Raw genomic sequence first — 26,382 nt, forward strand, 5'->3', positions numbered from 1 at the left:
CTGGGTCATCGGAACTTCCTTGTCAGGCCCTGCGGCACCGGCCCGCTCCCCCACCCGGCCACCCATAGAATACACTGTCGTTGGGTGGCCGGGTGGGGGAGTGGGCCCGTGCCGCAGCCGATCCAGTTTACTGGATCGATCAACTAAGGGACGCCGATTCAGGACAGAGACGAGCACTCGTGCCGATGAAGCTGCGCCCCGGCGGGCACAGCTTGCCCGCGGGTCAGGTCGTCAGTGTGACGACGCCTCGGTTAAGGGTTGCTGGCTTGCTCATGGCGCGGGGCATTAACCGATCTGGGCCGAACTCGAAAGGGTCGAAATCTGACGCCATGGGCGCGGGCGGCGCAGCACATGGTCCAGCGCGGTGCAGCCGTTGCCGCAGCGGTGCCGCTCGATCCGGGAGAACAGGGTCGCCGTGCGCCCCGCGACCAACTCCAGCGCCTCGACATATGCCCCGCTCGTGAGGAACCGGTCGGACGCGCGCACCCCATTGCCACGCCGTTCGAACAGGTCCGCCTGCGCCGCATCGGAGACCAGCCGGTAGACAGTGGAGCGCGAGATGCCGAGCATCCGCGCCAGATCGGCCATCGGGACGAACGCGCGTTCGGCCGCGTCCGGCACCGTATCGACCCGCGCAAAGGGGGCACTCCCCGGTGGCAATTCATTGAGATGCGCGACGCTCGCGGAACAAACGAAATGAACCAGGAGCAGTTCGGTGTAGCGTAGCCGAAAATGGTTCGACGTCCCCGCCATGATCAAAAACAGGTCGAGTGCGGCAAGCGTGCAGCTATTGTCGCACGATCCACGCTCGAGCGACATTGCATCGGTCGCACCCAGCGTTTCCATCGTCGCGGCGGCGCGGCGCAGCCTGCGCCCCAGATCGACGCACCATTCGGCCAGCGCACGCGGCATCGGTACGGGCAGCGAGACTCCGCCACCCGGACCGATTGCGAGCCAGCCCAGATCGGCCATGCGCTGCACATTGCGGCGCACCGTTTCAAACGGCAGGTCGAGCGAGGCGGCAATTGCGTTGATCGACGGGCCCCGTGCAACGATGGGACCACGCATCCTGCGATCGATCATGTCGCGCGTCGCCGAAATCAGGATCGGAATACAGACCATCCGCGCACGCGCGAGCTCAGTCGGGAGTTGGTTACCCAAATCGAGAGTCGCGGCGAAGACTTCTTCGCCAAGCACACGCGTGACGAGGCGGCAATTGAGACGCATACGGTCAAGTTGCGTCGACATTGGCACCCCCTTTCCACCAGGAGACGAGGCCTTGCTGGCTCCTGAACTTCCTGATCCTATTTTGAGTATAGGTATTTTCCGCTGCCGGGCACTCCGTGCAAATACGGGAGTATCGGCAGATTGCTGCGCGCGATCCGTGTTTCGGGCGCTGGCTACTTTGCGCGTCGGGCGGGGGATTCTGCGGTGCGCACGGGTCGCCTCCTAACTCCCTGTTAACCGTAGCGATGCCATGACCGTCGGGACGTGTGGGGGCGCCCGTGGACGATCTGTTACAGGAATTCATTGCCGAGACGCGGGAAACGCTGGAGGCGCTGTCAGGCGAGATCGTCGCCTGGGAGGCGTCGCCGCACGACCGTGAGCGGCTCGATGCGATCTTCCGCTTCGTCCATACGGTCAAGGGCAGCTGCGGCTTTCTCGATCTCCCCCGACTTGCGCGGCTGAGCCATGCGGCGGAGGACGTGCTGGCCGATGTGCGCGCGGGTGAGCGCATGCCCGATCGCGCGCTGGTCAATGCCGTGCTGGGCGTGGTCGACCGGATCGGTGAGATTGTTGAGGCAATCGATGCCGGCGCCGCGCTCGACGATACCGGTGAGGATCTGCTGATCGCCGCACTCGCGGGCGGAACCGCCGAAGTTGTGCAAGCAGCCGCGCCGGTCGCGCAGCGCGCACAGAGCCGCAGCGTGCGGCTGAACGTCGACCTGCTCGACCGGATGATGAGCGGCATGTCCGACATGGTGCTCGCGCGTAACGAACTGTCGCGTCGGCTGCGCAGTGCCGAGGTCGATCCGCAGGTCGAGGCGGCGCTGGAGCGGATGTCGGCGACCGTCGCCGACCTGCGCGACACGGTGACGCGCACGCGGATGCAGAAGATCGACGCATTGTTCTCTGCCTTGCCGCGCATGGTGCGCGATACGGCGGCGGGGCTGGGCAAGTCGGTGCTGCTCAATGTCGAAGGTGCCGAGGTCGAGCTCGATCGCGAAATGATCGAGGTGCTGCGCGATCCGCTGGTCCACATCATCCGCAATTCGATCGACCATGGCATCGAACATCCGGCCGAGCGGCGTGCGGCGGGCAAGCGCGAAAATGGCCGCCTGACCGTTTCCGCGCGCCAGTCGGGCAATCAGATCGTCGTCGAAGTCTCCGACGACGGACGCGGCATCGATGTCGAGCGAGTGATCCGCAAGCTCGCCGACAATGGCCGCGACGAGCGCGAACTGCGGTCGCTGGGCGAGCGCGCCAGGCTGGCGCTGATCTTCGAACCCGGCCTGTCGACCAAGGACGAAGTGACCGAGATTTCGGGGCGCGGCGTCGGCATGGACGTGGTGCGCGCCGCGATCGAACAGATTGGCGGGCGGGTCGAGCTGCACAATGATCCCGGCCGGGGACTGCGCATCCTGATCCATGTGCCGCTGACCCTGTCGATCATCCCGACCATCGTCGTCGGCGCGGGCGGCCAGTCCTTTGCGATCCCGCGCCAGGCGATCGAGGAGATTGTCAGCGAGCGCAGCGACGCGATCCGCGTCGATCGCATCGGCAGCGCGTGGGTGGTGACGCTGCGCGACCGGCGGCTGCCGATGATCGTGCTGGCCGACCAGCTTGGGCTGAAGCCGGTGGCGAGCAGCGGCTATCCGATGGTCGCGATCGTGAGCATGGGCGAGGGCAGCTACGCGCTGCGCGTCGACGATGTGCTCGACAATGAGGAATTGGTGATCAAGCCCGCGGCGCCCGCGATCATGGCAACGGGGATTTATGCCGGACAGACTCTGCCCGATAGCGGCTGTCCGATGCTGCTGCTCGATTGCGCGGGGCTGGCGCGGGACGCCGGTCTTCAGTTCGAGCGCGCGCGTGAGGCCGAGGTCGAAGAGGAAAGCGAGACGCTTGCTGATGGCGCGCTGGCGTTGGTGTTCGCCGACCTCGACGGCGCGCGTCGCGCGGTGCCGCTGGAGGTCGTCGACCGGATCGAGAAGGTCGGTGCGGGCGCGATCCATCGCAGCGCGGGTCGCCTGCGCCTGACCATCGACGATCGCATCGTGCCGGTTGCGGCGGTTGAGGGCGCCGATCCCAAGCGCACCGGATCGATCCTGCGCCTGCGCGACGGGATGACCGAGATTGCCTATGCCATCGCCGAACCGGCGGACATAGTCGCGATGCCGGCGGAGATGGCGCCGGCGACGACGCCCGGCCCGATCGCGGGCGTCGCGCTGATCGATGGCGAGCCGGTCGAGATGCTCGATCCTTTGTGGCTGTTCGGCGAACATGGCGAGGCGGATGCCGATGACGCGGTCGCGCCGGTATGCCTGCTCGGCGGTGGCGACACCGGCTGGTTAGGTACCTTCATCCAGCCGCTGCTCGAAAGCGCGGGCTATCGCGTGGTCAGCGCATTGGCCCCGGGCGAGGCGGCGCAAGTGGTGCTGACGCTCGACGCCGAGCCGGAGGGTGGGGCGGCCGCGCCGGTGGTGCGGCTGCGCAGCCGCAAGCGCGGCGGCAGCGACGGGACCATCTACCGCTATGACCGGGAGGCGCTGCTCGGCGCGATCGCCGCCGTGGCGCAGGGAGGCGGGCGATGAGCGAGCAACTCTTCCTGATCGCGCATATCGCCGGGCAATCGGTCGCGATCGACGCCAATCAGGTCGAATCGGTGGTCGATATCGGCAATATCGTCGCGGTGCCGCGCGCGCAGGGCCATGTTCGCGGGCTCGCAGCGCTGCGCAGCCGGGTGGTGACCGTGATCGACACCCGCGCCGCGCTGGGGCTGGAGCCGGGCGAGGCCGCTGGCGGTCGCGCGGTGATCACGCCGGTTGACGGTCATCATTATGCGATGCTGGTCGATGCGCTGGACGATGTCGCGGCGTTCGAGCCGCAGCCGCTGGCCTCGGGGGTGCCGCTGGCGGGGATGTGGCAACAGGCCGGGCGCGGGCTGATCGAGCGTGATGGCGAACCGATCCTGACGATCGACCTCGCGGCGCTCGTCCCCGGTGCAATTGCGCCCACCACATGACCGGCAATTAACGTCCTACTTACGTATTTCTTCCATAGTGAATGTCAGTTCCGCAGAACCGGGAAGCGTCTTGTATGAAAACCTGCCTCGTCGTCGATGACTCCAAGGTGATCCGTAAGGTCGCCCGGCACATCCTCGAGACGCTCAACTTCGAGGTGCGCGAGGCCGGCGACGGGCGCGAGGCGCTTGAGTCGTGCCTGGAGGCATCGCCCGATGTCGTCCTGCTCGACTGGAACATGCCGGTGATGAGCGGGATGGATTTCCTGCGCGCGCTCAAGGACAGCGGCATCGCCAACAAGCCCAAGGTCGTGTTTTGCACCACCGAAAACGGCATGGCCTATATCCGCGCCGCGATCGACGCGGGTGCCGACGAATATGTAATGAAGCCGTTCGACCGCGAAACGCTGGAGAGCAAGCTTCAGATCGTCGGCGTCGCTTAAGGAATAACGTCAATGTCTGGCAGCTCTTTGGCGGCCGGCATTCAGCCGGATCCGCGCGACGATGGCGTTCGCATCCTGATCGTCGATGATTCGGCCGTCGCCCGCGCGGTGCTGAGCCGGATGATCGAGGGGATGCGCGGCTTTGCCGTGGTCGGGGCAGTCAGCAATGTGCCGGGCGCGCTCGCCTTTCTGGCGTCAAATCGCGCGGATGTGATCCTGCTCGATCTCGAAATGCCCGGGGTACATGGCCTGACTGGCCTGCCTGATCTGCTGGTTGCGGGGCAGGGGGCAAAGATTCTGGTCGTGTCCTCTGCCGCCGAACGCGGTGCTGCGGCCGCCGTCCAGGCCCTGGCGCTGGGTGCCGCCGACACGCTGGTCAAACCGGGCGTGGGCAGCTTTGCGGGCAAGTTCGCCAATACGCTGGAAGAGCGGCTGAACCGTCTCACCGACCGCTCCCATGATGCGGTCGGGCCGAACCTGGTCCCGCTTCCGGTGCCGCAGGAATTCGATATTGTTGCGGTCGGGGCGTCGACCGGCGGCATCCATGCGCTCAGCCAGATGCTGCGCGCGATCCCGCCGAGCTTCGAGGTCCCGATCCTGGTGACCCAGCATCTGCCGGCATCGTTCATGAGCTATTTCGCGGCGCAGCTTGCGGTGCTTGCTGGGCGGCCGTGTGAGGTGGCCGAGGATCATATGCGGGTGCGCCCCGGCCGGATGCTGGTCGCGCCCGGCCATGCGCATCTCCGCTGCGTGCGCGCCACCGAGGGCGTCGCGATCCGGCTGTCGGACGAGCGCGTGGTCAGCGGGTGCATGCCCTCCGTCGACCCGATGCTCGAATCTGTGGCGGACGTGTTCGGCAAACGCGGTCTCGGCGTGATGCTATCAGGAATGGGCCGCGATGGATCGATCGGCGCGCGGAGCCTGATCGACGCGGGTGGCGCAATTCTGGCGCAGGATCGTGCGAGTTCGGTGGTTTGGGGTATGCCCGGCGCGGTCGCCGCGAGCGCCAGCGCGGTGCTGCCCCCCGACGAGATCGGGCGCATGGTCGCCAGCCAGCGGCGACCGCGCTGATGTCGGCCACCCAGCCCTTTGCTTCGTCCGGCGCGATCAACATTGTCGGCGCATTGCTGGAGCAGCGCACCGGCCAGCAGATCGCGGCGAACCGCGCCTGGCGGATCGAAACCGCACTGAAGACGGTGCTGCGCGCGCATGGCCTGGACAGCGTCGATGCGTTGATCGCGCGGCTCACCAGCGCTGCCCCCGGCCCGCTGGCCGATGCGGTGGTCGACGCCTTGCTCAACAACGAAACGTCCTTCTTCCGCGATCCGGGCGTGCTGGAGCTGGTGGTCGAGGCCGCGGCGGCGATGGTGGCGGAACAGCCGGGGCGGCGGTTGCGCATCTGGTCGGTCGGCTGCTCGACCGGGCAGGAACCCTATTCACTCGCGATGCTGTTCGAGGAGGCCTATGTCGCGCGCGGCCTGCCATTTCCGGAGATCGTCGCGACCGATGTCTCGGCAGCGACGGTGGATCGTGCGCGTTCGGGCCGCTTCTCGCAGTTCGAAATCCAGCGCGGCTTGCCGATCCGGCGCATGATGACCTGGTTCGATCAGGAGGGCACCGAGTGGGTGGTCCGCCCCGAGCTGGCCCGCCGCATTCAGTTTCGCCGCCACAATCTGGTGCAGGACTCAGCGCCGCCGGGCAAGTTCGACCTGATCCTGTGCCGCAACGTGCTGTTCTACTTCCCCCCGGCAATGCGCGCCCGTGCCTATCAGACGCTGCGCAGCGCGGTCCGCGATGGCGGGGCGCTGTTGCTGGGGGCCGGGGAGACCGTGATCGGCCAGACCGATGCATTCGTGCCGTGCGCGCGGATCCGCGGCCTGTATCGCGCCGACACCGCGCGCTGCGTCCCGCCGGTGAGCGCGTTCGGCTGACGCCGGGTTCAACCGGCTTGCGTTTCGGCGCGCGCCGCCGCATCCCTGCACCCCATGCAGGACCGGGCCGAGCTCAACATCATCGACGCGCCCTCGCCCAATTTCGGCGAGCGGCTGTTACCCGTCAGCATGATCGTGCTGCACTATACGGGCATGCGCAGTGCCGAAGAGGCGATCGAGCGGCTGCGCGATCCCGCCTTCGGGGTCTCCAGCCATTATCTGGTGGCCGAAGACGGCCAGGTCGTGCGGATGGTCGATGAGGCCAAGCGCGCCTGGCACGCGGGCGGGTCGCACTGGCGCGGCGTCACCGACGTCAATTCGGCGTCGGTCGGGATCGAGATCGTCAATCCCGGCCATGAATATGGCTATCGCCCGTTCCCCGACGAACAGATTGACGCGGTGATCCGCCTGGTTGCCGATATCAAGGATCGCTACGGCATCACGCGCGGCAATGTTGTAGGCCATTCGGATATTGCGCCAGCGCGCAAGCAGGATCCGGGCGAGCTGTTCCCCTGGGGCAAGCTAGCGCGACTGCGGTTGGCGCTGCCACGTCCGACCAAGAATCTCATGGATCCGGGCTGGACCGATGCCGGCTTCCTGCTCGCGCTCGAACGCTTCGGCTATGACGTGCGCGATCCGCTGGCCGCTACGGTGGCGTTTCAGCGGCGCTTTCGCCCCGAACTGATCGACGGAACTATCGACGCCGAATGCCGCATGCTGCTGCTCGCGCTGCTGCTGCCCAAACCTCAGGGCGACGACTGATGTTTTCGAGCGTGCCCGAAGGGGCGCCGGTGCTGACCGCCGCCGCGATGCGCGCTGCGGAGGAACGCGCGATTGCCGCCGGGTCGAGCGTCACCGAACTGATGGAGCGCGCGGGGACGGGTGTCGCCGAATGGGTCCATCGCCTCGCGGCGGGCAGCGAAGTGCTGATCCTGTGCGGGCCGGGCAATAATGGCGGCGACGGCTATGTCGCGGCACGGGTGCTAGCGCAGCGCGGGATGGCGGTGCGGGTGGCGGCGCTGGGGGAGCCGAAGACCGAGGCAGCGGCTGCGGCGCGGGCGGCGTGGGGCGGGGCGGTGCAACCCTTTCCTGACCTGCTCCCTTCCGAGGGTTACTATGCGCCGGTGCTGGTCGATGCGGTTTTTGGCACCGGGCTGACCCGCCCGCTCGATCCACCGGTTTCTGGCGCGATAGAAGCGCTGCGGGATCGTGCGCGACTGGCCATAGCGGTTGATCTGCCGAGCGGGGCGGAGACAGACACGGGCGGCAATTTCGGCTTCCCGCAGATCGCGAATTTCGATGTGACACTGGCTTTGGGTGCGCTGAAGCCTGCCCATGTGCTGCACCCGGCAGCGCAGAATTGCGGTGCTATCCGGCTGATCGACCTTGGTCTGGACGTGGGGCGGATCACCGTCCCGCCCGAGAATTTCAATGCTGTCGACACCGTCATGCGGCCTTGGATGATGCGGCCACAGCCTGCGTCGCATAAATACTCCCGCGGCATGGTCGCGGTCGTATCCGGCCCGATGCATGGCGCGTCGGAGCTGGCAGCGCGCGCGGCCTATCGTGCGGGGGCAGGCTATGTGCTGCTGCTGACCGGTGGGTTGCCGAGTCCGCCGCATGCGATCGTCCGCCAGCGCTGGAGTGCCGAGGCGCTGGACGACACGCGGATCGGCGCGGTGGTGATCGGGCCGGGGCTGGGACGTGATGACCGTGCTCAGGAAAAGCTGGACGCCGCGCTGGCGAGCGCGCGGCCGCTCGTGATCGACGGCGATGCACTCCACCTGCTCGACCTGGACACGCTCAGGACTCGCGCCGCGCCGACGGTGTTAACCCCCCATGCGGGCGAGTTCGATGCGCTGTTCGGCGCAGGAAGCGGCAGCAAGATCGAGCGGACTCAGGACGCTGCTGCGCGCTCGGGCGCGGTGGTGGTGTTCAAGGGGGCGGACACGGTGATCGCGCGACCCGATGGCTGGGCGAATGTCGCGACGATGGGCAGTCCGTGGCTGTCGGTCGCTGGGACCGGCGACGTGCTGGCCGGGGCCATTGCGGCAATGCTGACGAAGTGGAGTTGGGATCCGCTCAGCGCTGCCAGCGATGGCGTCTGGCTGCATGGCGAAGCCGCGCGGCTGCTGAACCGCTGTTTCCTCGCCGACGAACTGGCGGATGCGCTCCCGCTTGCCTATGAGCGCGCACGATGAGCGATGACGAAATGATCGTGCGGGTCGCCGCACGCGGGGATGGGGTGACGGCGGACGGACGGCATGCCGCACTGGCAGCGCCGGGCGACCGGCTGCGCGCCGATGGCAGCGTGGCGCGCGGGCCGCGTCATGTCGAGCCGCCGTGCCGCCACTTTCCCGAATGCGGGGGGTGCCAGCTCCAGCATCTCGACGATGCGGCCTATGGCGAATTCCTGACGATGCGAATCGCCGGTGCGTTGGCGCAGCATGGCCTGACCGCCGAGATCCGCGCGCCCATCCTATCGCCGCCGCGCACCCGCCGCCGCGCGACGCTGCATGCCGAGCGGCGCGGGCGGCAGGTGCATCTGGGCTTTACCGAACAGTCGAGCCACCGGCTGATCGATGTCCAGCAATGCGAGGTGCTGGATCCGTGGCTGTTTTCGCTGCTCCAGCCGCTGCGCGGGCTGCTCGCGGCGCATCTGCCAGCGAGCCGCCGGGTCAATGTCCACCTCGCGCTGACCGATCAGGGGCCTGATGTGTTGGTCGAGGGGCTGGTGACCGACAGCCTCAAGGCGGTGGAGGCCGTGACCGCGTTCGCGACGCGCCATGCGCTCGGGCGGCTGAGCGTCGATGACGGGATGGGGCCCGAAGCGCGCTGGGAGCCCGATCCGGTGACGGTCACGTTCGGCGGGGTGGCGGTGCCGTTCCCGGCAGCGAGCTTCCTGCAGGCAACGCCTGAGGGCGAGGCGGCGCTCGTCGCGGCCGTGCTTGAAGCGGTCGGTGGGGCGAAGACGATTGCCGACCTGTTCGCCGGGCTCGGCACCTTCACCTTTGCGATGGACCCCAAGGCGAAGGTCTATGCCGGCGAGGGCGCGCGCGACGCGATCCTGTCGCTCAAGGCTGCGGCGGGGCGCGGGCTGCGCCAGGTGTTCGCCGAGCATCGCGACCTGTTCCGCCGCCCGCTTACCGCGAAGGAACTCGCCCTGTTCGACGCGGTGATCCTCGATCCGCCGCGCGCTGGGGCGAAGGAACAGGCGGTCGAGCTGGCGGCGAGCAAGGCGCCGGTGATCGCTTATGTCTCGTGCAACCCCGCGACCTTCGCGCGCGATGCGGAGGCGCTGATCAAGGGCGGGTACAAGCTCGACTGGGTGCAGCCGGTGGGGCAATTCCGCTGGTCGACGCACGCCGAGCTGGCGGCGCGGTTCAGCCGCTAAGGGTAATCTGCCTTCACAAAATACAGCCCGTCCGACGGCGCGTTGAGGCCGAGGCGGGCGCGGTCCCGTGCCTCCAGCGCGGCGCGTAAGTCGTCGGCGGACCATTGCCCGCGCCCGACCATCGACAGGCACCCGACCATCGATCGCACCTGATGGTGCAGGAAGGACCGCGCCGAGGCGTGGATCGTGATCTCGTCGCCGTCGCGCACCACATCGAGCCGGTCGAGCGACTTGAGCGGGCTGGCCGATTGGCAATGGACAGAGCGGAAGGTGGTGAAGTCGTGCGTGCCGACCAGGATCTGCGCGGCCTCATGCATCGCATCGGCGTCCAACGCGTGGGGAACGCGCCATTTCAGCCCCTTGTCGAACGTCAGCGGCGCGCGGCGGGTGACGATGCGATAGACATAATGGCGCGCGATGCAGGAAAAGCGCGCGTGCCAGTCGTCTGGGACGATCTCGCACGCCAGAATCGCGACCGGCACCTTGCGGAGGTGCGCGTTGAGCGCCTCCATCAGCCGGAACGGGGCGATGTCCTTCTCGATCTCGGTATGCGCGCGCATGCCGAGCGCATGGACCCCGGCATCGGTGCGTCCGGCTGCGTGGACCAGCGCATCTTCCCCGGTGATGCCGTGCAGTGCATCCTCGATCGCGCCCTGCACGCTGGGGCCATGATCCTGAACTTGCCAGCCCATGAAGGGGCGACCGTCATATTCCACGGTGAGCGCAAAGCGGGTCACAGCTGGGTTCCGGGGGGAATCGGGAAGCCGTTGAGCAGTTCCCCGGTGGTGACGACGCCGCGTCCGGCGCGCTGGACGAGGGTGGGGCGGATCGCTCCGTCACGGCACTGGATCGTCAGTGCGTCGTCCAGCACCACGCCGTCGCCCCGGCGGAGGCCGGGGCCGCTCGTGGCTGAGGTCCCCGCGTCCCTCTGGCGATCCCGGCCTTCGCCGGGATGACGGGTGGCGGCGAGGACGCGGATGCGCTCGCCGGCAAACTCAAACCACGCGCCCGGCGGGTTGAAGGCGCGGATCTGACGCTCGACCGCGTCGGCGGGTTGGTCGAAGTCCAGCCGCGCCTCGGCCTTGTCGATCTTCGCCGCATAAGTGACGCCGTCCTCCGGCTGAGCCACCGCCGGATGCCCGTCGAAATCGGCCAGCACCTGCACCATCAGCCGCGCACCCATCTCTGCCAGTTCGGCGGTGAGTTCGCCGGCGGTCTTGCCGTCGATTGGCGTGCGCCCCTCCAGCCGCACCGGGCCGGTGTCGAGCCCCGCCTCCATCTGCATGATGCCCACGCCCGTCTCAGCATCGCCCGCCAGGATCGCGCGCTGCACCGGCGCCGCGCCGCGCCAGCGGGGGAGGAGCGAGCCATGGACGTTGAGGCAACCGAGGCGCGGGGCCTCCAGTACGCTGACCGGCAGGATCAGGCCATAGGCCGCGACCACCGCGACATCGGCATTGAGCGCGGTAAAGGCTGCGACCGCCTCGGCGTCCTTCTTGAACGACAGCGGCGTTCGCACCTCGATCCCCAGCTCCTCCGCGCGGGCATGGACGGGGGAGGGGGTCAGCGCCTTGCCGCGCCGCCCGCCGGGACGCGGCGGCTGGCTATACGCCGCGACGACGTCATGGCCCGCTTCGACCAGTGCATTGAGGGTCGGTACCGCGAAGTCGGGGGTGCCCATGAATATGATCCGCATGGGGTGGCCTCTAGCCCCGGGATGACGGATTGCCTACACCGCATCCATGGCATCCCCAGAGATCGAAACCCTGACCCAAGCCCTGTCGCGGCTCCCCGGCCTTGGCCCGCGTTCGGCGCGGCGGGCGGTGTTGCATCTGCTCAAGAAGCGCGAGACGGCGCTCGACCCGCTGCTGCGCGCGCTGGAGGCGGTGAGCGAACGGCTCGCGACCTGCTCGATCTGCGGCAATGTCGATACGTCGGACCCGTGCGCGATCTGCGCCGACCCGCGCCGCGACACGCGGCAGCTGTGCGTGGTTGAGGAAGTCGCCGACCTGTGGGCGCTGGAACGCTCGCGGCTGTTTCCGGGCAAATTCCATGTGCTCGGCGGAAAGCTCTCGGCGCTCGACGGGGTGCGGCCCGAGGATCTGGCGATCGACAGCCTCGTCACGCGGATCGCGGCGGGCGGGGTGGATGAGGTCGTGCTGGCAATGAACGCGACGCTGGAGGGGCAGACCACCGCGCATTACATTGCCGAGCGGCTGGAGGGCTATCCGGTGCGGCTGACCCAGCTTGCCCACGGCCTGCCGGTGGGCGGCGAGCTGGATTATCTCGATGAAGGCACGCTCGCACAGGCGCTGCGCGCGCGGCGGCCGGTTGCCTGATCACTCTGATCGGAAATCTGCGGTCTGCGCGTAATTGACCCCGCACGGGCCAACACCTAAATTGGCGCGATGGCTATTCTCCCGATTGTCGAAGTACCCGATCCGCGTCTCAAGACCGTCTCCACCCCTGTCGAGAAGGTCGACGACGAGCTGCGCGCGCTGATCGCCGACATGTTCGACACCATGTACGACGCCCCCGGCATCGGCCTTGCCGCGATTCAGGTCGGCGTGCCCAAGCGCGTCATCGTCATGGACTTGCAGGAGGAGGAAGACGAGGAAGGCAAGCCGATCAAGGCACCGCGCGTCTTCATCAACCCCGAAATCCTCGATCCCGCGGCGGAGATGAACACCTATACCGAGGGCTGCCTGTCGGTCCCCGACCAGTTCGCCGATGTCGACCGTCCCGCCACCTGCCGGGTCAAGTGGCTGGACGAGCAGGGTGTCGCGCATGACGAGGTGTTCACCGGCCTGCTCGCGACGTGCATCCAGCATGAGATGGATCACCTGGAGGGGATCGTGTTCCTCGATCACCTCTCGCGGCTCAAGCGCCAGATGCTGATGAAGAAGCTGGAAAAAGCGCGCCGTCTGGCGGCTTGAGGCGTTTTGGTTATCCGCTAAATTGGTCGTCACCCCGGACTTGGTCCGGGGTACACTTATCCACCAGCGTGGAGCGTGAGCCTCTTGCTTCGCACTTGCCGCCCGGTGGCGCCCGGAACAAGTCCGGGGTGACGACCGCGGAGGGTGAGGTCAGGCGCTCCACCCGCCATCTGACAGCCCCGCAATCCGCGCCTTGGCCGCGCGATACTCCGCGTCCAGCCGGTCGACGAACGCCGCCACCGGCTGCACCTCGCGCACCGCACCGATGCCTTGGCCCGAACCCCAGATGTCGCGCCACGCCTTGGCCTTGGAATTCCCGCCCGATCCGAAGTTCATCTTGCTCGGATCGCTCTCGGGCAGATTGTCGGGGTCGAGCCCCGCCGCCTCGATCGACTGGCGCAGATAATTGCCGTGCACGCCAGTAAACAGATTTGTATAGACAATATCGGACGCGCCGCCCGCGACGATGCCCGCCTTGTAGTCCGCCTCGGCATTCGCCTCCGCCGTCGCGATGAAGGGGGAGCCGATATAGGCCAGGTCCGCGCCCATCGCCTGTGCGGCGAGGATCGCGCCGCCATTGGCGATCGACCCCGACAGCGCGATCGGGCCGTCGAACCAGGCGCGCGTTTCCTGCACGAAGGCGAACGGGCTGAGCTGTCCGGCATGGCCGCCCGCGCCGGTGCAGACGAGGATCAGGCCGTCCGCGCCCTTCTCGATCGCCTTGTGCGCGAAGCGGTCATTGATGACGTCGTGCAGCGCGATGCCGCCCCAGCTGTGCACTGCTTGATTGAGCTGTTCCTGCGCGCCCAATGAGGTGATGACGATCGGCACCTGCCACTTGCCGCAGGTGGTCAGGTCTGCCTCAAGCCGGTCGTTCGAGCGATGCACGATCTGGTTGACCGCATAGGGCGCGGCCGGGCGATCCGGGTTGTCGCGGTTCCACGCGGCCAGCTCCTCGGTAATCTGGTGCAGCCATTCGTCGAGCTGGCTCTGCGGCCGCGCATTGAGCGCGGGGAAGGAGCCGACGATGCCCGCCTTGCACTGGGCGATGACCAGTTCGGGACCGGAGACGATGAAGAGCGGGGACCCGATGACGGGGAGCCGCAGGCGATCGAAGAGAGCGGGAAGGGCCATACCCGTTTCATAGACGAACCGAATTGCCTGTCCAGATGCTTTACGTAAACGGCAAGGGGCGGCGTACCGGAAATTCGAAACTGACGCCGGTTTTATCCTCCGCCGCCAGGGGGAGGTGGCGCCGAAGGCGACGGAGGGGAGGACGGCTGTGTCCTTTAGGCTCTCGCGCTTACCCTTCCTCCCCCTCCGTCACGCTGCGCGTGCCACCTCCCCCTTGCGGGGGAGGATTTGAATCAATCCAGCCGCCGCAACCCACTGCGAAACCGCCGTTGCCGCTCCGCATAATTCTGCGCCGAATATAGCAACCCCGCGCGGGTCGTCTCATCGACCTCGCGAATCGCGCGGGCAGGGCTGCCGACGATCAGGCTGCCGGGCGGGAATTCCTTGCCCTCGGTCACCAGCGCGCCCGCGCCGATCAGGCAATCGTCGCCGATCACCGCGCGGTTGAGGATGATCGCGCCCATGCCCACCAGCACGCGGTTGCCGATGGTGCAGCCGTGCAGGATTGCATGGTGGCCGATTGTGCAATCCTCCCCGATGGTCAGCGGCGCGCCGGGGTCGGAATGGAGCATCGCCCCCTCCTGCACATTGCTGCGCGCGCCCAGGATGATCGGCGTATTATCCGCACGGATCACCGCCCCGAACCACACGCTGGCGCCCGCAGCCAGCCGGGCGTCGCCGATCACATCGGCGCTGGGCGCGACCCAGGCGTCGGCATCGACCGTCGGCTGCAAGTCTTCAAAGGCATAGATCGGCATGTAACGCTCCCGGTCGTCCATAAAATCGGACGCAGGCGGAACGTCCGGCGATTTCAACCGTATTGCAAGTAACTCGACCGGGTCGAGACGGATATGGGAGACATCCAATGATCAACTTGATTGTACTGCTGATCGTAGGCGGTGTGCTTGGCTGGCTGGCCAGCATCGTGATGCGGACCGATGCCCAGCAGGGCATTTTCCTCAACATCGTCGTGGGCATCGTCGGCGCACTGCTCGCCGGCCTGATCATCACGCCGATGATCGGCGGCGCGTCGATCACCGACGGCTCGTTCAGCGCCACGTCGCTGCTGATTTCGTTCCTGGGCGCGGTTGTCCTGCTCGGGATCGTCAACCTGGTTCGTCGCGGATCGGTCCGCTAACGAACGCTTCATTCTACCCTTCCCAAGCCCTTGCGGGGTGACCATGCGGTCGCCCCGTTTTTTTATCCGGGAAGGGTGGGCAGGCCAGGCACCGACACGCCAAACAGCAGGGCAATGCCCACTGCGCCGCACAACACGGCGAGCGTGGAGGACATCGAGAACAAGCCCCAGCCCACAGCCGTCACCATCGCCGGATTGGGCCGCGCCGCGCGGCGATTCTGCTCGGCCGAAATCAGGACAAAGCCCGTCAACAGGCCATAGATGAACACGGAAAATTCAAGCATGCGTCTGTGATCCCGCCCCCGGAAACCGATCGCATGCTATCGATAATTGGTTAACGCTTCAACGCGTCGGCCCACGTATTTGCCGCAATGCAGCGTTCATTCGTCGCAATGCAGCGGAACAAAGTTGAAAGTCGGTTCAGGTTTGCTTGACCGCGCCGACCGCCCGCGACTATCGCCCGGATGACAGGGCTAGGAGAGACTCGCGGCGATGAACAAGCTGTACCCGACTGCCGAAGCGGCGCTTGAAGGCCTGCTGCACGACGGCATGACGATTTGCGCAGGCGGTTTCGGCCTGTGCGGCATCCCCGAACGGCTGATCGACGCGATCCGCGATAGCGGCGTCACCGGCCTGACCATCGCCAGCAACAATGCCGGCATCGACGGCGAGGGACTGGGCAAGCTGCTGCGCACGCGCCAGGTGCGCAAGATGATCTCGTCCTATGTCGGTGAGAACAAGGAGTTCGAACGGCAATATCTGGCGGGCGAGCTTGAGGTCGAATTCTGCCCCCAGGGCACGCTGGCCGAGCGCTGCCGCGCGGGCGGCGCGGGCATCCCCGGTTTCTACACCAAGACCGGCGTCGGCACGAAGGTGGCTGAGGGCAAGGAAGTGAAGGTGTTCGACGGGCAGGAGTATATCCTGGAACGCGGCATCCGCGCCGATCTCGCGATCATCAAGGGGTGGAAGGCGGACGAGGCGGGGAACCTGATTTTCCGCAAAACCGCGCGCAACTTCAATCAGCCGATGGCGACCGCGGCGAACATCTGCGTCGCCGAGGTCGAGGAAGTGGTGCCGGTCGGCAGCCTCGACCCCGATGCGATCCATCTGCCCGGCATCTATGTGAAGCGGATGATCGTCGGCGCACCATACGACAAAAAGATCGAGTTCCGCACGGTCCGTCAGCGGACCAGCGAGGCGGCGTGAGCCGGCTGCGCGCCCTGCTGACGCTCGGCGCGGCGGGGCTGCTGTGCGGCGGATGCGTCGCGGCGGCGATCCCGATCGTCGCGGGCGGATCGATGGCGGGCAAACAGATTTTCGGGGGCGACAAGAAGCCGGAATCCGAGCCTGAGCCGGTCGCTGCGGCGACACCGGCGCCAGCCGAGCCTGCGGGCGACCCGACCGCAACGCTGACCACGCCCGAGGCGCGCGCGCTGGCGCTGCGGCTGCAGGCGTCGGCGGCTGCCTCCAAGCCCGCCGCGCCCGCTTCGGCGGAGTCGGCGGCGGCGTCGCTTCAGGCCTATCAATCGCTCTGGGCCTATGTCGAACGCCAGGTCGCGGCGCGCAAGGCGGGAGAGGTGGTGCGATCGGTCGTGCTGGCCGAGGGCGCGACGCTCGACGCCCCGCGCTATGTGCCGTGCGACGCCAAGCCGTTCGCGATCCTGTTCGACCTGGATGAAAGCGCCGCGGGCAGCGATCCCGATGCGCGCTTCCGCCGCTGGATTGGCGATGGCAGCGATGAAGTGAGCGCGGTCCCGGGCGCGGTCGAGGGCGTCGATGCGCTGCGCCGCGAAGGCGTGCAGGCGATCTTTACCAGCGCGCGGCGTCCGTCCGGCAACAATGCTGCGGCGGCGATGCTAGCCAAGATCGGCTTTGGCGAATTCGTCCCCGGCAAGACGCTGATCCTGCGCGGCGGCGAGCCGCCGATTTCGGGCGATCAGGTGCGCCGCACCGTTGCCGCCAGCTACTGCGTCGTCGCGATCGTCGGCGATGCGCTGGGCGATTTCAGCGATACCTTCGATGCCGGGGACGCCGCGCGTCGCCCCGCCGCCGCGACCGAGACGATGGTCGCCCCGCTCTGGGGCGCAGGCTGGTTCCTGCTGCCCAACCCGGTGCGCAGCACCGCGACCCCGACAACCGAATTGCCCAAGGAGTAAGACGATGCCCTGGACCCGCGACGAAATGGCCGCGCGCGCCGCAAAGGAATTGCAGGACGGTTTCTACGTCAATCTCGGCATCGGCATCCCGACCCTGGTCGCCAACCACATCCCTGAGGGAGTGGAGGTGACGCTGCAGTCGGAAAATGGCATGCTCGGCATCGGCCCATTCCCGTTCGAGGGCGAGGAAGACCCCGACCTGATCAACGCCGGCAAGCAGACGATCAGCGAACTGCCGCAATCGGTCTATTTCAGCAGCTCGGACAGCTTTGCGATGATCCGCGGCGGGCATATCGACCTGACCGTGCTCGGCGCGATGGAGATCAGCGAGACGGGTGACATCGCCAACTGGATGATCCCGGGCAAGATGATCAAGGGCATGGGCGGCGCGATGGACCTGGTCGCCGGGGTCAAGAAGATCATCGTCGTGATGGAGCATAATGCCAAGGACGGCAGCCCCAAATTCATCCCGGAATGCACGCTGCCGCTGACCGGCAAGAATGTCGTCGACATGATCATCACCGACCTGGCGGTGTTCCAGCGCGTCGACCATGACTCGCCCTTCCGCCTGATCGAGCTCGCCCCCGGCGTGACCGAGGACGAGGTCGCGGCGAAGACCACGGCGCAGTATGAGGTCGCGCTGGCGATGGTGTGATCTGCCATTCCTCCCCCAGCTTGCTGGGGGAGGGGGACCGCCCGCGCAGCGGGTGGTCGAGGGGCGTCTGCGTAGACAGCCGTGACCAGCTCGGCAAAATTCCGCCCTCTGCGGGGCGGCCCCTCCGTCAGCGCTGCGCGCTGCCACCTCCCCTGCGGGGCAGGGGAGGAATTAGTCTATTGCCGCCCCGCCTGACGAAACAATGCGGCGGCAACCAGCCATAGCGCCCCGAAGAACAAGGTAACTCCGATCGGAAAGCCCTGACCGGTCGCCGAGATGTACAGCATCACGCCAAGCTGCGCCGCTGCCGCGGCCGCCGCAGCGACCGCCATGAAACGTGCCCGAAACCCGCCCAGCACCGACCCGGCAATCGCGGTGAGCGGGACCAGGAAGAACAGCGCGTTAATCGGGTTGTCCTCATTCCCGACAATCCCGACCGCCAGGTTGATCCAGACCGTCAGGAAGCACGCGGCGAGCACGATCCCCATGCCCGCGCGATAGGACCAGGCCGGGTTGGCGCGCACGGTCAGCTCGACCGCGAGCCCGACACTGCCGAGCATGAGGAACGCGAACAGGAAATCCCCGCCGGTCCAATTGACCTCGGTCGTAAACTGCATCGCCACCGCCGGCAGCAGCAGCAGACCCGCGATCCCACCCCATCCGATCAGCCGCCACGGGTTGCGCCACACGCCGCCAGTCTTTGCTTGTTCAACCACTTGCTTGCCTCCATGAATTGCCGATACCCCTCCCTGGCCCGGCCGGTGGGTGAGTGGCATGAGCAAGATCTGAGGCTTCGCTGAAATCGACATGGACCCGACGATCTATCGCTTTGGCGGCTTCGAGCTCGACAGCGCCGAGCGCCAGCTGCGCCGCGACGGGGCAGAGGTCGCGCTCAATGCGCGCTATCTCGACGCGCTGATCCTGCTGGTGCGTGAACGTGGGCAGCTGGTCACCAAGGACCGGTTCATGGACGCGGTGTGGCGCGGCATTCCGGTGACCGACGAAGCGCTGACCCAGTGCATCCGCACGCTGCGCAGGACATTGGGCGATGAGGCGGGCGATCCGCGCTTCATCGCGACCGTGCCCAAATTCGGGTACCGCTTTGTCGGCGCGATCGACGGCGAGGAGGCGAAGCCGCAACCGCCGCCTACGCCCCCAGCGCCGCAGCCGCAGGCCACGCACACCCTGACCTGGGACATGGGCTCTACGGGTACGGCGGGAGCGGTCGCGGCCGGCTTGGTTGGCGGGCTGACCTATGGCGTGCTCGGCGCGACGCTGGCGGTGCCCGCGCAGAGCGGGGCGCTGTCCTTCGTGCTGGTGCTGGCATGCCTCACCATCGTAGTCGCCGCGATCGGCGGCGGAGCGGTTGCATTCGGAGTCGCGGCAGCCGTGCAGCGCGGCGGAGCAGGGTCGCCGCTGGCGATCGTCGGTGGGGCGCTGGCCGGGCTGATCGTGGGCGCGGTGGCCAAGCTGCTCGGGATCGACGCATTTACATTGCTGCTCGGCCGTGCGCCCGAAGGGATTACCGGCGCGCCCGAGGGGTTGGCGTTGGGCACCGCAGTCGGGCTCGCCTATTGGATCGCGGCCCGACGCGCGGGCAGCACCAAACGTCACGCGGGATTGGCCGGGATGGCGCTTGGCGCGGCGGCAGGCCTGATCATCGCGCTGCTCGGCGGGCGGCTGCTCGCCGGGAGCATCGACGTGCTGACCCAGACGATGGAGGGCGCACGGCTGGACCTCGGCCGGATCGGCGGGCTGCTCGGCGAAACCGGATTTGGCCTGCGCAGCCGCATCGTGACGAGCATGGCGGAGGGGGCGCTGTTCGGCGGGTTTACGGCGGCGGGGCTGTGGCGGGGGAGTGCACGCTGATGCGCGTCCTCCTCACCGGGGCGTCAGGCTGGCTTGGCCGATTCCTCGCGCCAATGTTGCGTGCCGAAGGGCATACGGTCACCGGCCTCGACGTCGCGCCCGGTGCGGATACCGACGTCATCGCCAGCGTCGCCGACCGCGCGGCAATCGACCGCGTGTTTACTGAGCGCGGGATTGAGGCGGTGATCCATGGCGGCGCGCTGCACAAGCCCGATATCGTGCGCTATCCCAAACAGGCGTTCGTTGACGTCAACGTCACTGGCACGCTGAACCTGCTCGAAGCGGCGGTCGCCGCTGGGCATGACCGGTTCGTCTTCACCTCCACCACCTCCCTGATGATCAGCCAGGCGATCCGCGACGAGGCGGGGGATGCCGCGGTGTGGCTCGACGAGGACAGCGGCCCGATCGAACCGCGCAACATCTATGGCGCGACCAAATATGCCGCCGAACAGCTCTGCCGCCTGTGCCATGCCGAACATGGCCTCAGCTGCATCGTGCTGCGCACTGGACGCTTCTTCCCCGAAGATGACGACACCCACAGCCATCCGCCGGGGGAGAATCTCAAGGCGAACGAATTGCTCCACCGTCGCCTGACGGTTGAGGATGCCGCCCGCGCCCATGTCGCTGCGCTCGCCAAGGCGCCTGCAATCGGGTTCGGCACCTATATCGTATCTGCTCCCACGCCGTTCGCGCGGCAGGAAGCTGCCGAACTGAAGCGCGATGCCGCCGCCGTGATCTCGCGCCATTTCCCCGATGCGCCCGCGCTCTACGCCGCGCGCGGCTGGGAGCTGCCAACGCGGATCGGGCGGGTTTATGACAGCGCGCGGATTCAGCGCGAGCTGGGCTTTGCGTTCGACACCGGCTTCGCGCAGCTGCTCGATGCCTTGCGATGCGGCACGGCTTTGCCCTTCGCGCACGACGCAGCCTATGTGTCGCCGCAGGAGTTGGTGCGTCAGGGAGAGGTGTGATGCAACAGGTCGTGAGCAACTCGGGGAGCGGCTGGCTGATCGCTGCGGCTGTCCTGTCCGGCGCAGCGGCGCTGTTGCACCTCGGTTGCATCGTCGGCGGGCCGGACTGGTATCGCTTTTTCGGCGCGGGTGAGGGGATGGCGCGGGCGGCTGCGCGGGGCGACCTGCGGCCAACGCTGATCACGCTCGCCATCGCCACGGTGCTGGCGGTGTGGGCTGCCTATGCCGCGTCGGGCGCGGGGCTGATCCCGCGGCTGCCACTGCTGCGCACCGCGCTGGTTGCGATCACCGCCGTCTATCTGCTCCGTGCGATCGCATTCCTCCCGTTCCATTATTGGCGACCCCAGCATAGCGACGCATTTGCACTGTGGTCGTCGGCCATCGTGCTCGTCTATGGCGTCGTCCACCTGATCGGCGTGCTGCGCGCGTGGCGGCACCTCGCCCCCTGAAGCCCAGCTTCGCCTCAGAAAATGTCGCCTGCGCTTGCTCCCGCGCAACAAAGGCGTAAGGGGGCCGCATCATGGCCAGCAAACCGCTTACGCTTTACGAAAAGATCTGGGCCGCGCACGTCGTTGAACGGCGTGAGGACGGCACCTGTCTCATCTATATCGACCGCCACCTCGTCCATGAGGTGACCAGCCCGCAGGCGTTCGAGGGGCTTCGCGCCGCCGGTCGCCGCGTACGCCGCCCCGACCTGACGCTCGCCGTTCCGGACCATAACCTGCCCACCACCGCGCGCGTCGATGCGGCTGGCAACCGGCTGCCGATCGCCGATCATGAGAGCGCGCAGCAGCTCGCCGCGCTCGAACGCAACGTCGCCGAATTCGGCATCGACTATTTCGGTGCGACTGCGCCGGAGCAGGGCATCGTGCATGTCGTCGGGCCGGAACAGGGCTTCACCCTGCCGGGCACGACCCTGGTGTGCGGGGACAGCCATACGTCGGCGCATGGCGCGCTGGGCGCGCTCGCCTTCGGCATCGGGACGAGCGAGGTCGAGCATGTGCTGGCGACCCAGACCTTGCTGCTCAGCCAGTCCAAGACGATGGAAATCCGCGTCGACGGGACGCTCGGCTATGGCGTGTCGGCGAAGGACGTGATCCTCGCGATCATCGGCAAGACCGGGGCGGCGGGTGGCACCGGCTATGTGGTCGAATATACCGGCGACGTGATCCGTGGCCTGTCGGTCGAGGGGCGGCTGACGATTAGCAACATGTCGATCGAGGGCGGCGCACGCTCCGGCCTGATCGCGCCCGACGAGACGACCTATGCCTATCTCAAGGGCCGCCCAATGGCGCCCAAGGGGGAGCAGTGGGAACAGGCGCTCGAATGGTGGCGCAGCCTGCCGACCGATCCGGGCGCGGTCTATGATCGCGTGGTGACGCTGCAGGGCAGCGATATCGCCCCCTCGCTCACCTGGGGCACCAGCCCCGAAGATGTCGTGCCCATCACCGGCGTGGTGCCCGATCCGGAGAGCTTCACCGATGCCTCGAAGCGGGTCGCGGCGCAGAAATCGCTCGACTATATGGGCCTCACCCCCGGCACGCGGATGCAGGACATACCGGTCGAGAATATCTTCATCGGCAGCTGCACCAACAGCCGGATCGAGGATCTGCGCGCCGCCGCCGCCGTCGTGAACGGGCGCAAGGTCGCGGACGGCGTGCGGCAAGCGCTGATCGTCCCCGGCTCGGGGCTGGTCAAGCGGCAGGCCGAGGCCGAGGGGCTGGACCGCATCTTCACCGCGGCGGGCTTTGAATGGCGCGAGCCGGGCTGTTCGATGTGTCTCGCAATGAACCCGGACAAAGTGCCGCCGGGCGAGAGATGTGCTTCCACTTCCAACAGAAATTTCGTAGGACGCCAGGGTCCGGGTGCCCGGACGCATCTCGTTTCGCCCGCAATGGCGGCGGCGGCGGCGGTGACCGGGCGGTTGACGGACGTGCGGGACCTGATGGGGGCCCAGGCGGGGGGATGACCGGTGAAGCGCGTATTGGTGGCATTGATCACGGGCACGATCCTCAGCGGCGCGGCGGCGGTCTATGCGACCTCTACCGTCACGGCGGGCGAGGCACGCGCCAGCGCGCAGGTGACCGCGCCGGTGCGCTGAGCGCGCTACACGGCGATTTCGTATCGATCGGGCGGGCAACCGGGCGGCGCAGCAGCGCGGCCCACTTCGTCGCGCACCGTCAACAGATCCGGAGCTGAACATGGACCCCGTCCGCAAGGTCGAAGGGCGCGCCTATCCGTGGGGCGCCAAGAATATCGACACCGACATCATCATTCCCGCCCACTGGCTCAAGACGATCAGCCGTGAGGGCCTTGGCAAGGGCGCGTTCGAAACGGTGCGCGCGCAGCCGGGCAACATCTTCGACGACCCCGCTTATGCCGGATCGCCGATCCTGATCGCGGGCGACAATTTCGGATGCGGGTCGAGCCGCGAACACGCCGCCTGGGCGCTCAAGGACATGGGCATCACCGCCGTGATCGCGCCCAGCTATTCGGACATCTTCTCGGGCAATGCGTTCAAGAACGGGATCGTCGCGGTGGTGCTCCCGCAAGAGGCAATCGATCGGCTGATCGAGGTGGCAAAGACCGATCCGGTCACCATCGACCTTGAGACGATGACCGTCACCACGCCGTTCCAGGATCGCTTCGGCTTCGAGATGGACCCCTTCCGCCGCGATTGCCTGATGCAGGGGCTGGACGAGGTCGGGCTGACACTGGCAAGAGATACCGCAATTTCGAAATATGAGTCGATGGTCGCCGACGCGCGGCCCTGGCTCAAGAGGGAGAGCGGTGATGCGGGCGTTGTTGTCGAAGGAAGTGGGCGGACCTGAAACTCTAACCATGGGCGAGCTGCCGGATCCGGTGGCAAAACCCGGTGAGGTGGTGGTCGCGGTCAAGGCCTGTGCGATCAACTTCCCCGATGTCATCATCATCGAGGACAAATACCAGTTCAAACCCCCGCGCCCGTTCGCGCCGGGCGGCGAAATCGCCGGCGTGGTGGAGTCGGTGGGGGAGGGTGTCACCGACCTCAAGCCCGGCGACCGCGTGCTCGGATCGACCGGGTGGAACGGCCTCGCCGAAAAGGTCGTGGTCGAACGCCGCCGCCTCTACCCACTGCCCGACAGCAAGAGCTTCGAACAGGGCGCAGCGCTGCTGATGACCTATGGCACCAGCATCCACGCGCTGCTCGATCGCGGGCATTTGAAGGCCGGCGACACGCTGCTGATCCTGGGCGCGGCGGGCGGCATCGGCCTGTCGGCGATCGAACTCGGCAAGGCGTTTGGCGCGCGCGTCGTCGCGGCGGTGTCGAGTGAAGAGAAGGCGGCGGCGGCCAAGGCGGCGGGCGCGGACGAAACGGTCGTTTATGGCCGCGCCCCGTTCGACAAGGACGCGTCCAAGGCGCTGGCGGAGCAGTTCAAGGCGGCGGTCGGGCCGGACGGCGCGAACGTCATCTATGATCCCGTCGGCGGCGACTATGCCGAACCGGCGCTCCGCTCGATCGGATGGGAAGGGCGCTACCTCGTCGTCGGCTTCCCGGCCGGCATCCCCAAGCTGCCGCTCAACCTGACCCTGCTCAAGAGCTGCGACGTCTGCGGCGTCTTCTGGGGCGCCTTCGCCGCGCGCGATCCCAAGGCCAACGCCGCGCATGTCGACCACCTCTTCCGCTTGTGGGAGGAGGGCAAGATCAACCCGCATGTCAGCGAGGTGTTCGCGTTCGAGGATGGCGGCAAGGCCATCGCCAAACTCGCCGACCGCGGCGCAATCGGCAAGCTGGTGGTGCGGGTGGCGGACTAACCCTGCGGCGTCTGCCCGCTTACTTCCCCTGTTGCCGCCGCGCCATGAACGCCAGCCGTTCGAACAGCATCACATCCTGCTCGTTCTTCAGCAGCGCGCCGTGGAGCGGTGGGATCGCCTTGCTCGGGTCGCGCGACTGGAGGACGTCGAGCGGCATGTCTTCGTGCAGCAGCAGCTTGAGCCAGTCGAGCAGCTCACTGGTGCTCGGCTTTTTCTTCAGGCCCGGCACCTCGCGGATGTCGTAGAAGATATCCATCGCCTTGCTCACCAGGATCTTCTGGATGCCGGGGAAGTGCACGTCGATGATCGCCTGCATCGTGCCGCGATCGGGGAATTTGATGTAATGGAAGAAGCAGCGGCGCAGGAAGGCGTCGGGCAGTTCCTTCTCATTGTTCGACGTGATCACCACGATTGGGCGCTCGGCCGCGCGGACCGTCTCGCCGGTCTCACAGACATGGAATTCCATGCGATCGAGTTCGTGGAGCAGGTCGTTGGGGAACTCGATATCGGCCTTGTCGATCTCGTCGATCAGCAGCACGGGCAGCTGGGGCGAGGTAAACGCCTCCCACAATTTCCCCTTGCGGATGTAATTGGAGATTTCATGCACACGCGGGTCGCCAAGCTGACCGTCGCGCAGCCGCGCCACCGCGTCATATTCATACAGGCCCTGATGCGCCTTGGTCGTCGATTTGACGTTCCATTCGATCAGCGGCGCGCCGACCGCCTTGGCGATCTCATAGGCCAGGACGGTCTTGCCCGTCCCCGGCTCACCCTTGACCAGCAGCGGGCGGCGCAGTGTGACCGCGGCGTTGACCGCGACTTTCAGATCGTCGGTTGCGACATAATCCTGCGTGCCTTCGAAGCGCATTCCCGTCCCCGGTCAAATTGGAAGATCGGGTATGGACTAGCGGGGAAAGGCGGCGGGGCGCAAGTCGCTTAGTGGTCGGAACGGGCCGAGGCGCGGGCTTCGAGCAGGTCGATCAGGCCGCGATGCTGGGCCAGCATCTGCTGCGCACCGAACACCATCGCGCGCTCGACCGACAGCGTGCCGGCAAGGGCGTCGATCATGGTCGCGGTCTCGAACGCCGGCGGCAACTGGCTCGCGGGCGGATCGATCCCCAGGCGACCGGCCAGCAGGTCCAGCACCGACCGGATCCCTGGCCAGTCCAGCGCCAGCGCAATCGCGGTGCCGTCCGCACAGCCATTGCGGTCGGATTGCGCGAGCATGTCGAGCGCGTGGCGCTGTGCGGCGACGGCGGCTTCGGACGCGGCCTGCCCCGGCGTGCTCGGCATCGGCCCGGCGGCGGCGACGATGCGGACGAGATAGGCGCGCTCGGCGGCGAACGCGCGAACCGATTCCGCCAGCCACTCGGCCGCCGCGGGCTGACGCGACTGGGCGGCGGCCTGTTCGAACAAGTCGGGATGGCGCGCGTGGAGCAGACAGATCTGATGGGCCAGGTCGCCCAAGTCGCGCAGCGGCACGACCCCGCTGGTCAGGCGCGACAGATAGGGGTGCGTCGCGCTGCCATCGGCGGCGACAAGCGCGGTCAGCGTGCCCGACGCACCGCTCAGCCCTGCGCTCCGAACCGTTTCGAGTGGCATATGACCCCGCCAAAGCAACCGCGCCGGCCCATCCGGCATCGCTGAAAAACTGCTTTGCCCCACAGGTTTATACCGAAGCGCGTAAAGACGTGGTTGACCGCGCGTTAAGGGATCGTTC

Annotated in this window: 30 protein-coding genes; 21 read left to right on the forward strand and 9 right to left on the reverse strand. The window is 67.2% G+C overall.

Annotated elements, in window-relative coordinates; genetic code table 11:
- Nucleotides 1-285: 285 nt before the first annotated feature.
- The gene (locus tag KYX69_RS15570) at nt 286-1,248 is read right to left on the reverse strand and encodes a hypothetical protein (protein ID WP_300498798.1); all 963 of its coding nucleotides are present in this window, start codon (nt 1,246-1,248) and stop codon (nt 286-288) included.
- Between the two features lie 257 nt (nt 1,249-1,505).
- On the opposite strand from KYX69_RS15570, the gene KYX69_RS15575 reads away from it, so the two are divergent.
- The 8 genes from KYX69_RS15575 to KYX69_RS15610 all read left to right on the forward strand — a co-directional run bounded on the left by KYX69_RS15575 (nt 1,506) and on the right by KYX69_RS15610 (nt 10,011).
- Nucleotides 1,506-3,815: a chemotaxis protein CheA gene (locus tag KYX69_RS15575; RefSeq protein ID WP_300498800.1), complete on the forward strand. Its 2,310-nt coding sequence runs from the start codon at nt 1,506-1,508 to the stop codon at nt 3,813-3,815.
- Nucleotides 3,812-4,246, forward strand: coding sequence for a chemotaxis protein CheW (locus tag KYX69_RS15580; protein ID WP_300498801.1), 435 nt, complete (start codon nt 3,812-3,814; stop codon nt 4,244-4,246). The genes KYX69_RS15575 and KYX69_RS15580 overlap by 4 nt, the downstream gene beginning before the upstream one ends.
- 74 nt (nt 4,247-4,320) lie before the next feature.
- Nucleotides 4,321-4,686, forward strand: coding sequence for a response regulator (locus tag KYX69_RS15585; RefSeq protein ID WP_300498803.1), 366 nt, complete (start codon nt 4,321-4,323; stop codon nt 4,684-4,686).
- Nucleotides 4,687-4,698: 12 nt separating this feature from the next.
- The gene (locus tag KYX69_RS15590; RefSeq protein ID WP_300498805.1) at nt 4,699-5,757 is read left to right on the forward strand and encodes a chemotaxis protein CheB; all 1,059 of its coding nucleotides are present in this window, start codon (nt 4,699-4,701) and stop codon (nt 5,755-5,757) included.
- On the forward strand, nt 5,757-6,617 hold the full coding sequence (locus KYX69_RS15595; protein WP_300498806.1) for a protein-glutamate O-methyltransferase CheR: 861 nt from the start codon (nt 5,757-5,759) through the stop codon (nt 6,615-6,617). The genes KYX69_RS15590 and KYX69_RS15595 overlap by 1 nt, the downstream gene beginning before the upstream one ends.
- Nucleotides 6,618-6,671: 54 nt before the next feature.
- Nucleotides 6,672-7,379 (forward strand): N-acetylmuramoyl-L-alanine amidase, encoded by a 708-nt coding sequence (locus KYX69_RS15600; RefSeq protein ID WP_300498807.1) that lies wholly within the window; start codon nt 6,672-6,674, stop codon nt 7,377-7,379.
- A complete protein-coding gene (locus KYX69_RS15605; protein WP_300498809.1) occupies nt 7,379-8,818 on the forward strand; it encodes an NAD(P)H-hydrate dehydratase in 1,440 nt (479 codons plus the stop codon). Before KYX69_RS15600 ends, KYX69_RS15605 begins: the two co-directional genes overlap by 1 nt.
- Nucleotides 8,815-10,011 carry a class I SAM-dependent RNA methyltransferase gene (locus tag KYX69_RS15610; protein WP_300498811.1) on the forward strand — a complete coding sequence of 399 codons (1,197 nt, stop codon included), beginning with the start codon at nt 8,815-8,817 and terminating at the stop codon, nt 10,009-10,011. Before KYX69_RS15605 ends, KYX69_RS15610 begins: the two co-directional genes overlap by 4 nt.
- Here the strand turns inward: KYX69_RS15610 and truA are convergent.
- Together truA and fmt are read right to left on the reverse strand one after the other, a co-directional pair.
- Nucleotides 10,008-10,748 (reverse strand): tRNA pseudouridine(38-40) synthase TruA, encoded by a 741-nt coding sequence (truA, locus tag KYX69_RS15615; protein WP_300498812.1) that lies wholly within the window; start codon nt 10,746-10,748, stop codon nt 10,008-10,010. The genes KYX69_RS15610 and truA overlap by 4 nt on opposite strands.
- Complete coding sequence (gene fmt, locus KYX69_RS15620) at nt 10,745-11,707, reverse strand: methionyl-tRNA formyltransferase (RefSeq protein ID WP_300498814.1); 963 nt, start codon at nt 11,705-11,707, stop codon at nt 10,745-10,747. Before fmt ends, truA begins: the two co-directional genes overlap by 4 nt.
- A gap of 46 nt (nt 11,708-11,753) precedes the next feature.
- Between fmt and recR the strand changes: the two genes are divergently transcribed.
- A complete protein-coding gene (gene recR, locus KYX69_RS15625; RefSeq protein ID WP_300498816.1) occupies nt 11,754-12,350 on the forward strand; it encodes a recombination mediator RecR in 597 nt (198 codons plus the stop codon).
- A gap of 69 nt (nt 12,351-12,419) precedes the next feature.
- Nucleotides 12,420-12,947, forward strand: a complete 528-nt coding sequence (def, locus tag KYX69_RS15630; protein WP_300498817.1) for a peptide deformylase — start codon at nt 12,420-12,422, stop codon at nt 12,945-12,947.
- 150 nt (nt 12,948-13,097) lie between these two features.
- On the opposite strand, the gene KYX69_RS15635 is transcribed toward def, so the two are convergent.
- A complete protein-coding gene (locus KYX69_RS15635; RefSeq protein WP_300498819.1) occupies nt 13,098-14,081 on the reverse strand; it encodes a nitronate monooxygenase family protein in 984 nt (327 codons plus the stop codon).
- A gap of 233 nt (nt 14,082-14,314) precedes the next feature.
- Entirely contained in the window at nt 14,315-14,839 is a 525-nt protein-coding gene (locus tag KYX69_RS15640; protein ID WP_300498956.1) for a gamma carbonic anhydrase family protein, read from the reverse strand.
- A 110-nt stretch (nt 14,840-14,949) separates the two neighbouring features.
- Here KYX69_RS15640 and KYX69_RS15645 point away from each other — a divergent pair, with 110 nt between their 5' ends.
- A complete protein-coding gene (locus KYX69_RS15645) occupies nt 14,950-15,219 on the forward strand; it encodes a GlsB/YeaQ/YmgE family stress response membrane protein (RefSeq protein WP_300498958.1) in 270 nt (89 codons plus the stop codon).
- Between the two features lie 62 nt (nt 15,220-15,281).
- Here the strand turns inward: KYX69_RS15645 and KYX69_RS15650 are convergent, their stop codons facing one another.
- The gene (locus KYX69_RS15650; protein ID WP_300498821.1) at nt 15,282-15,503 is read right to left on the reverse strand and encodes a hypothetical protein; all 222 of its coding nucleotides are present in this window, start codon (nt 15,501-15,503) and stop codon (nt 15,282-15,284) included.
- A gap of 208 nt (nt 15,504-15,711) precedes the next feature.
- Here KYX69_RS15650 and KYX69_RS15655 point away from each other — a divergent pair, with 208 nt between their 5' ends.
- From KYX69_RS15655 to KYX69_RS15665, 3 genes are read left to right on the forward strand one after another with little or no spacing between them, the layout of a single operon-like run.
- Complete coding sequence (locus KYX69_RS15655; RefSeq protein WP_300498823.1) at nt 15,712-16,425, forward strand: CoA transferase subunit A; 714 nt, start codon at nt 15,712-15,714, stop codon at nt 16,423-16,425.
- The gene (locus tag KYX69_RS15660) at nt 16,422-17,375 is read left to right on the forward strand and encodes an HAD family acid phosphatase (RefSeq protein WP_300498825.1); all 954 of its coding nucleotides are present in this window, start codon (nt 16,422-16,424) and stop codon (nt 17,373-17,375) included. The genes KYX69_RS15655 and KYX69_RS15660 overlap by 4 nt, the downstream gene beginning before the upstream one ends.
- A gap of 4 nt (nt 17,376-17,379) precedes the next feature.
- Nucleotides 17,380-18,030, forward strand: a complete 651-nt coding sequence (locus KYX69_RS15665; RefSeq protein ID WP_300498827.1) for a CoA transferase subunit B — start codon at nt 17,380-17,382, stop codon at nt 18,028-18,030.
- A 176-nt stretch (nt 18,031-18,206) separates the two neighbouring features.
- Here the strand turns inward: KYX69_RS15665 and KYX69_RS15670 are convergent, their stop codons facing one another.
- The gene (locus KYX69_RS15670; RefSeq protein WP_300498828.1) at nt 18,207-18,746 is read right to left on the reverse strand and encodes a hypothetical protein; all 540 of its coding nucleotides are present in this window, start codon (nt 18,744-18,746) and stop codon (nt 18,207-18,209) included.
- Nucleotides 18,747-18,837: 91 nt separating this feature from the next.
- On the opposite strand from KYX69_RS15670, the gene KYX69_RS15675 reads away from it, so the two are divergent.
- The 7 genes from KYX69_RS15675 (at nt 18,838) to KYX69_RS15705 (ending at nt 24,662) form a co-directional block, all read left to right on the forward strand.
- Nucleotides 18,838-19,899 (forward strand): transcriptional regulator, encoded by a 1,062-nt coding sequence (locus tag KYX69_RS15675; protein ID WP_300498829.1) that lies wholly within the window; start codon nt 18,838-18,840, stop codon nt 19,897-19,899.
- A complete protein-coding gene (locus tag KYX69_RS15680; RefSeq protein ID WP_300498830.1) occupies nt 19,899-20,867 on the forward strand; it encodes an NAD(P)-dependent oxidoreductase in 969 nt (322 codons plus the stop codon). The genes KYX69_RS15675 and KYX69_RS15680 overlap by 1 nt, the downstream gene beginning before the upstream one ends.
- Entirely contained in the window at nt 20,867-21,316 is a 450-nt protein-coding gene (locus KYX69_RS15685) for a hypothetical protein (protein WP_300498832.1), read from the forward strand. The genes KYX69_RS15680 and KYX69_RS15685 overlap by 1 nt, the downstream gene beginning before the upstream one ends.
- Nucleotides 21,317-21,387: 71 nt before the next feature.
- Nucleotides 21,388-22,836 (forward strand): 3-isopropylmalate dehydratase large subunit, encoded by a 1,449-nt coding sequence (leuC, locus tag KYX69_RS15690; RefSeq protein WP_300498833.1) that lies wholly within the window; start codon nt 21,388-21,390, stop codon nt 22,834-22,836.
- A gap of 3 nt (nt 22,837-22,839) precedes the next feature.
- Nucleotides 22,840-22,968 carry a hypothetical protein gene (locus KYX69_RS15695; RefSeq protein ID WP_300498834.1) on the forward strand — a complete coding sequence of 43 codons (129 nt, stop codon included), beginning with the start codon at nt 22,840-22,842 and terminating at the stop codon, nt 22,966-22,968.
- 100 nt (nt 22,969-23,068) lie between these two features.
- Nucleotides 23,069-23,698: a 3-isopropylmalate dehydratase small subunit gene (gene leuD / locus KYX69_RS15700; RefSeq protein WP_300498836.1), complete on the forward strand. Its 630-nt coding sequence runs from the start codon at nt 23,069-23,071 to the stop codon at nt 23,696-23,698.
- Nucleotides 23,661-24,662, forward strand: a complete 1,002-nt coding sequence (locus KYX69_RS15705; RefSeq protein WP_300498838.1) for an NADPH:quinone oxidoreductase family protein — start codon at nt 23,661-23,663, stop codon at nt 24,660-24,662. The genes leuD and KYX69_RS15705 overlap by 38 nt, the downstream gene beginning before the upstream one ends.
- A gap of 19 nt (nt 24,663-24,681) precedes the next feature.
- Here the strand turns inward: KYX69_RS15705 and KYX69_RS15710 are convergent, their stop codons facing one another.
- Together KYX69_RS15710 and KYX69_RS15715 are read right to left on the reverse strand one after the other, a co-directional pair.
- Nucleotides 24,682-25,530, reverse strand: a complete 849-nt coding sequence (locus tag KYX69_RS15710; protein WP_300498840.1) for a MoxR family ATPase — start codon at nt 25,528-25,530, stop codon at nt 24,682-24,684.
- Nucleotides 25,531-25,598: 68 nt separating this feature from the next.
- Complete coding sequence (locus KYX69_RS15715; protein ID WP_300498841.1) at nt 25,599-26,264, reverse strand: hypothetical protein; 666 nt, start codon at nt 26,262-26,264, stop codon at nt 25,599-25,601.
- Nucleotides 26,265-26,382 lie beyond the last annotated feature (118 nt).

The sequence above is a fragment of the Sphingomonas sp. genome (assembly GCF_030145815.1).
Lineage (GTDB): Bacteria > Pseudomonadota > Alphaproteobacteria > Sphingomonadales > Sphingomonadaceae > Sphingomonas.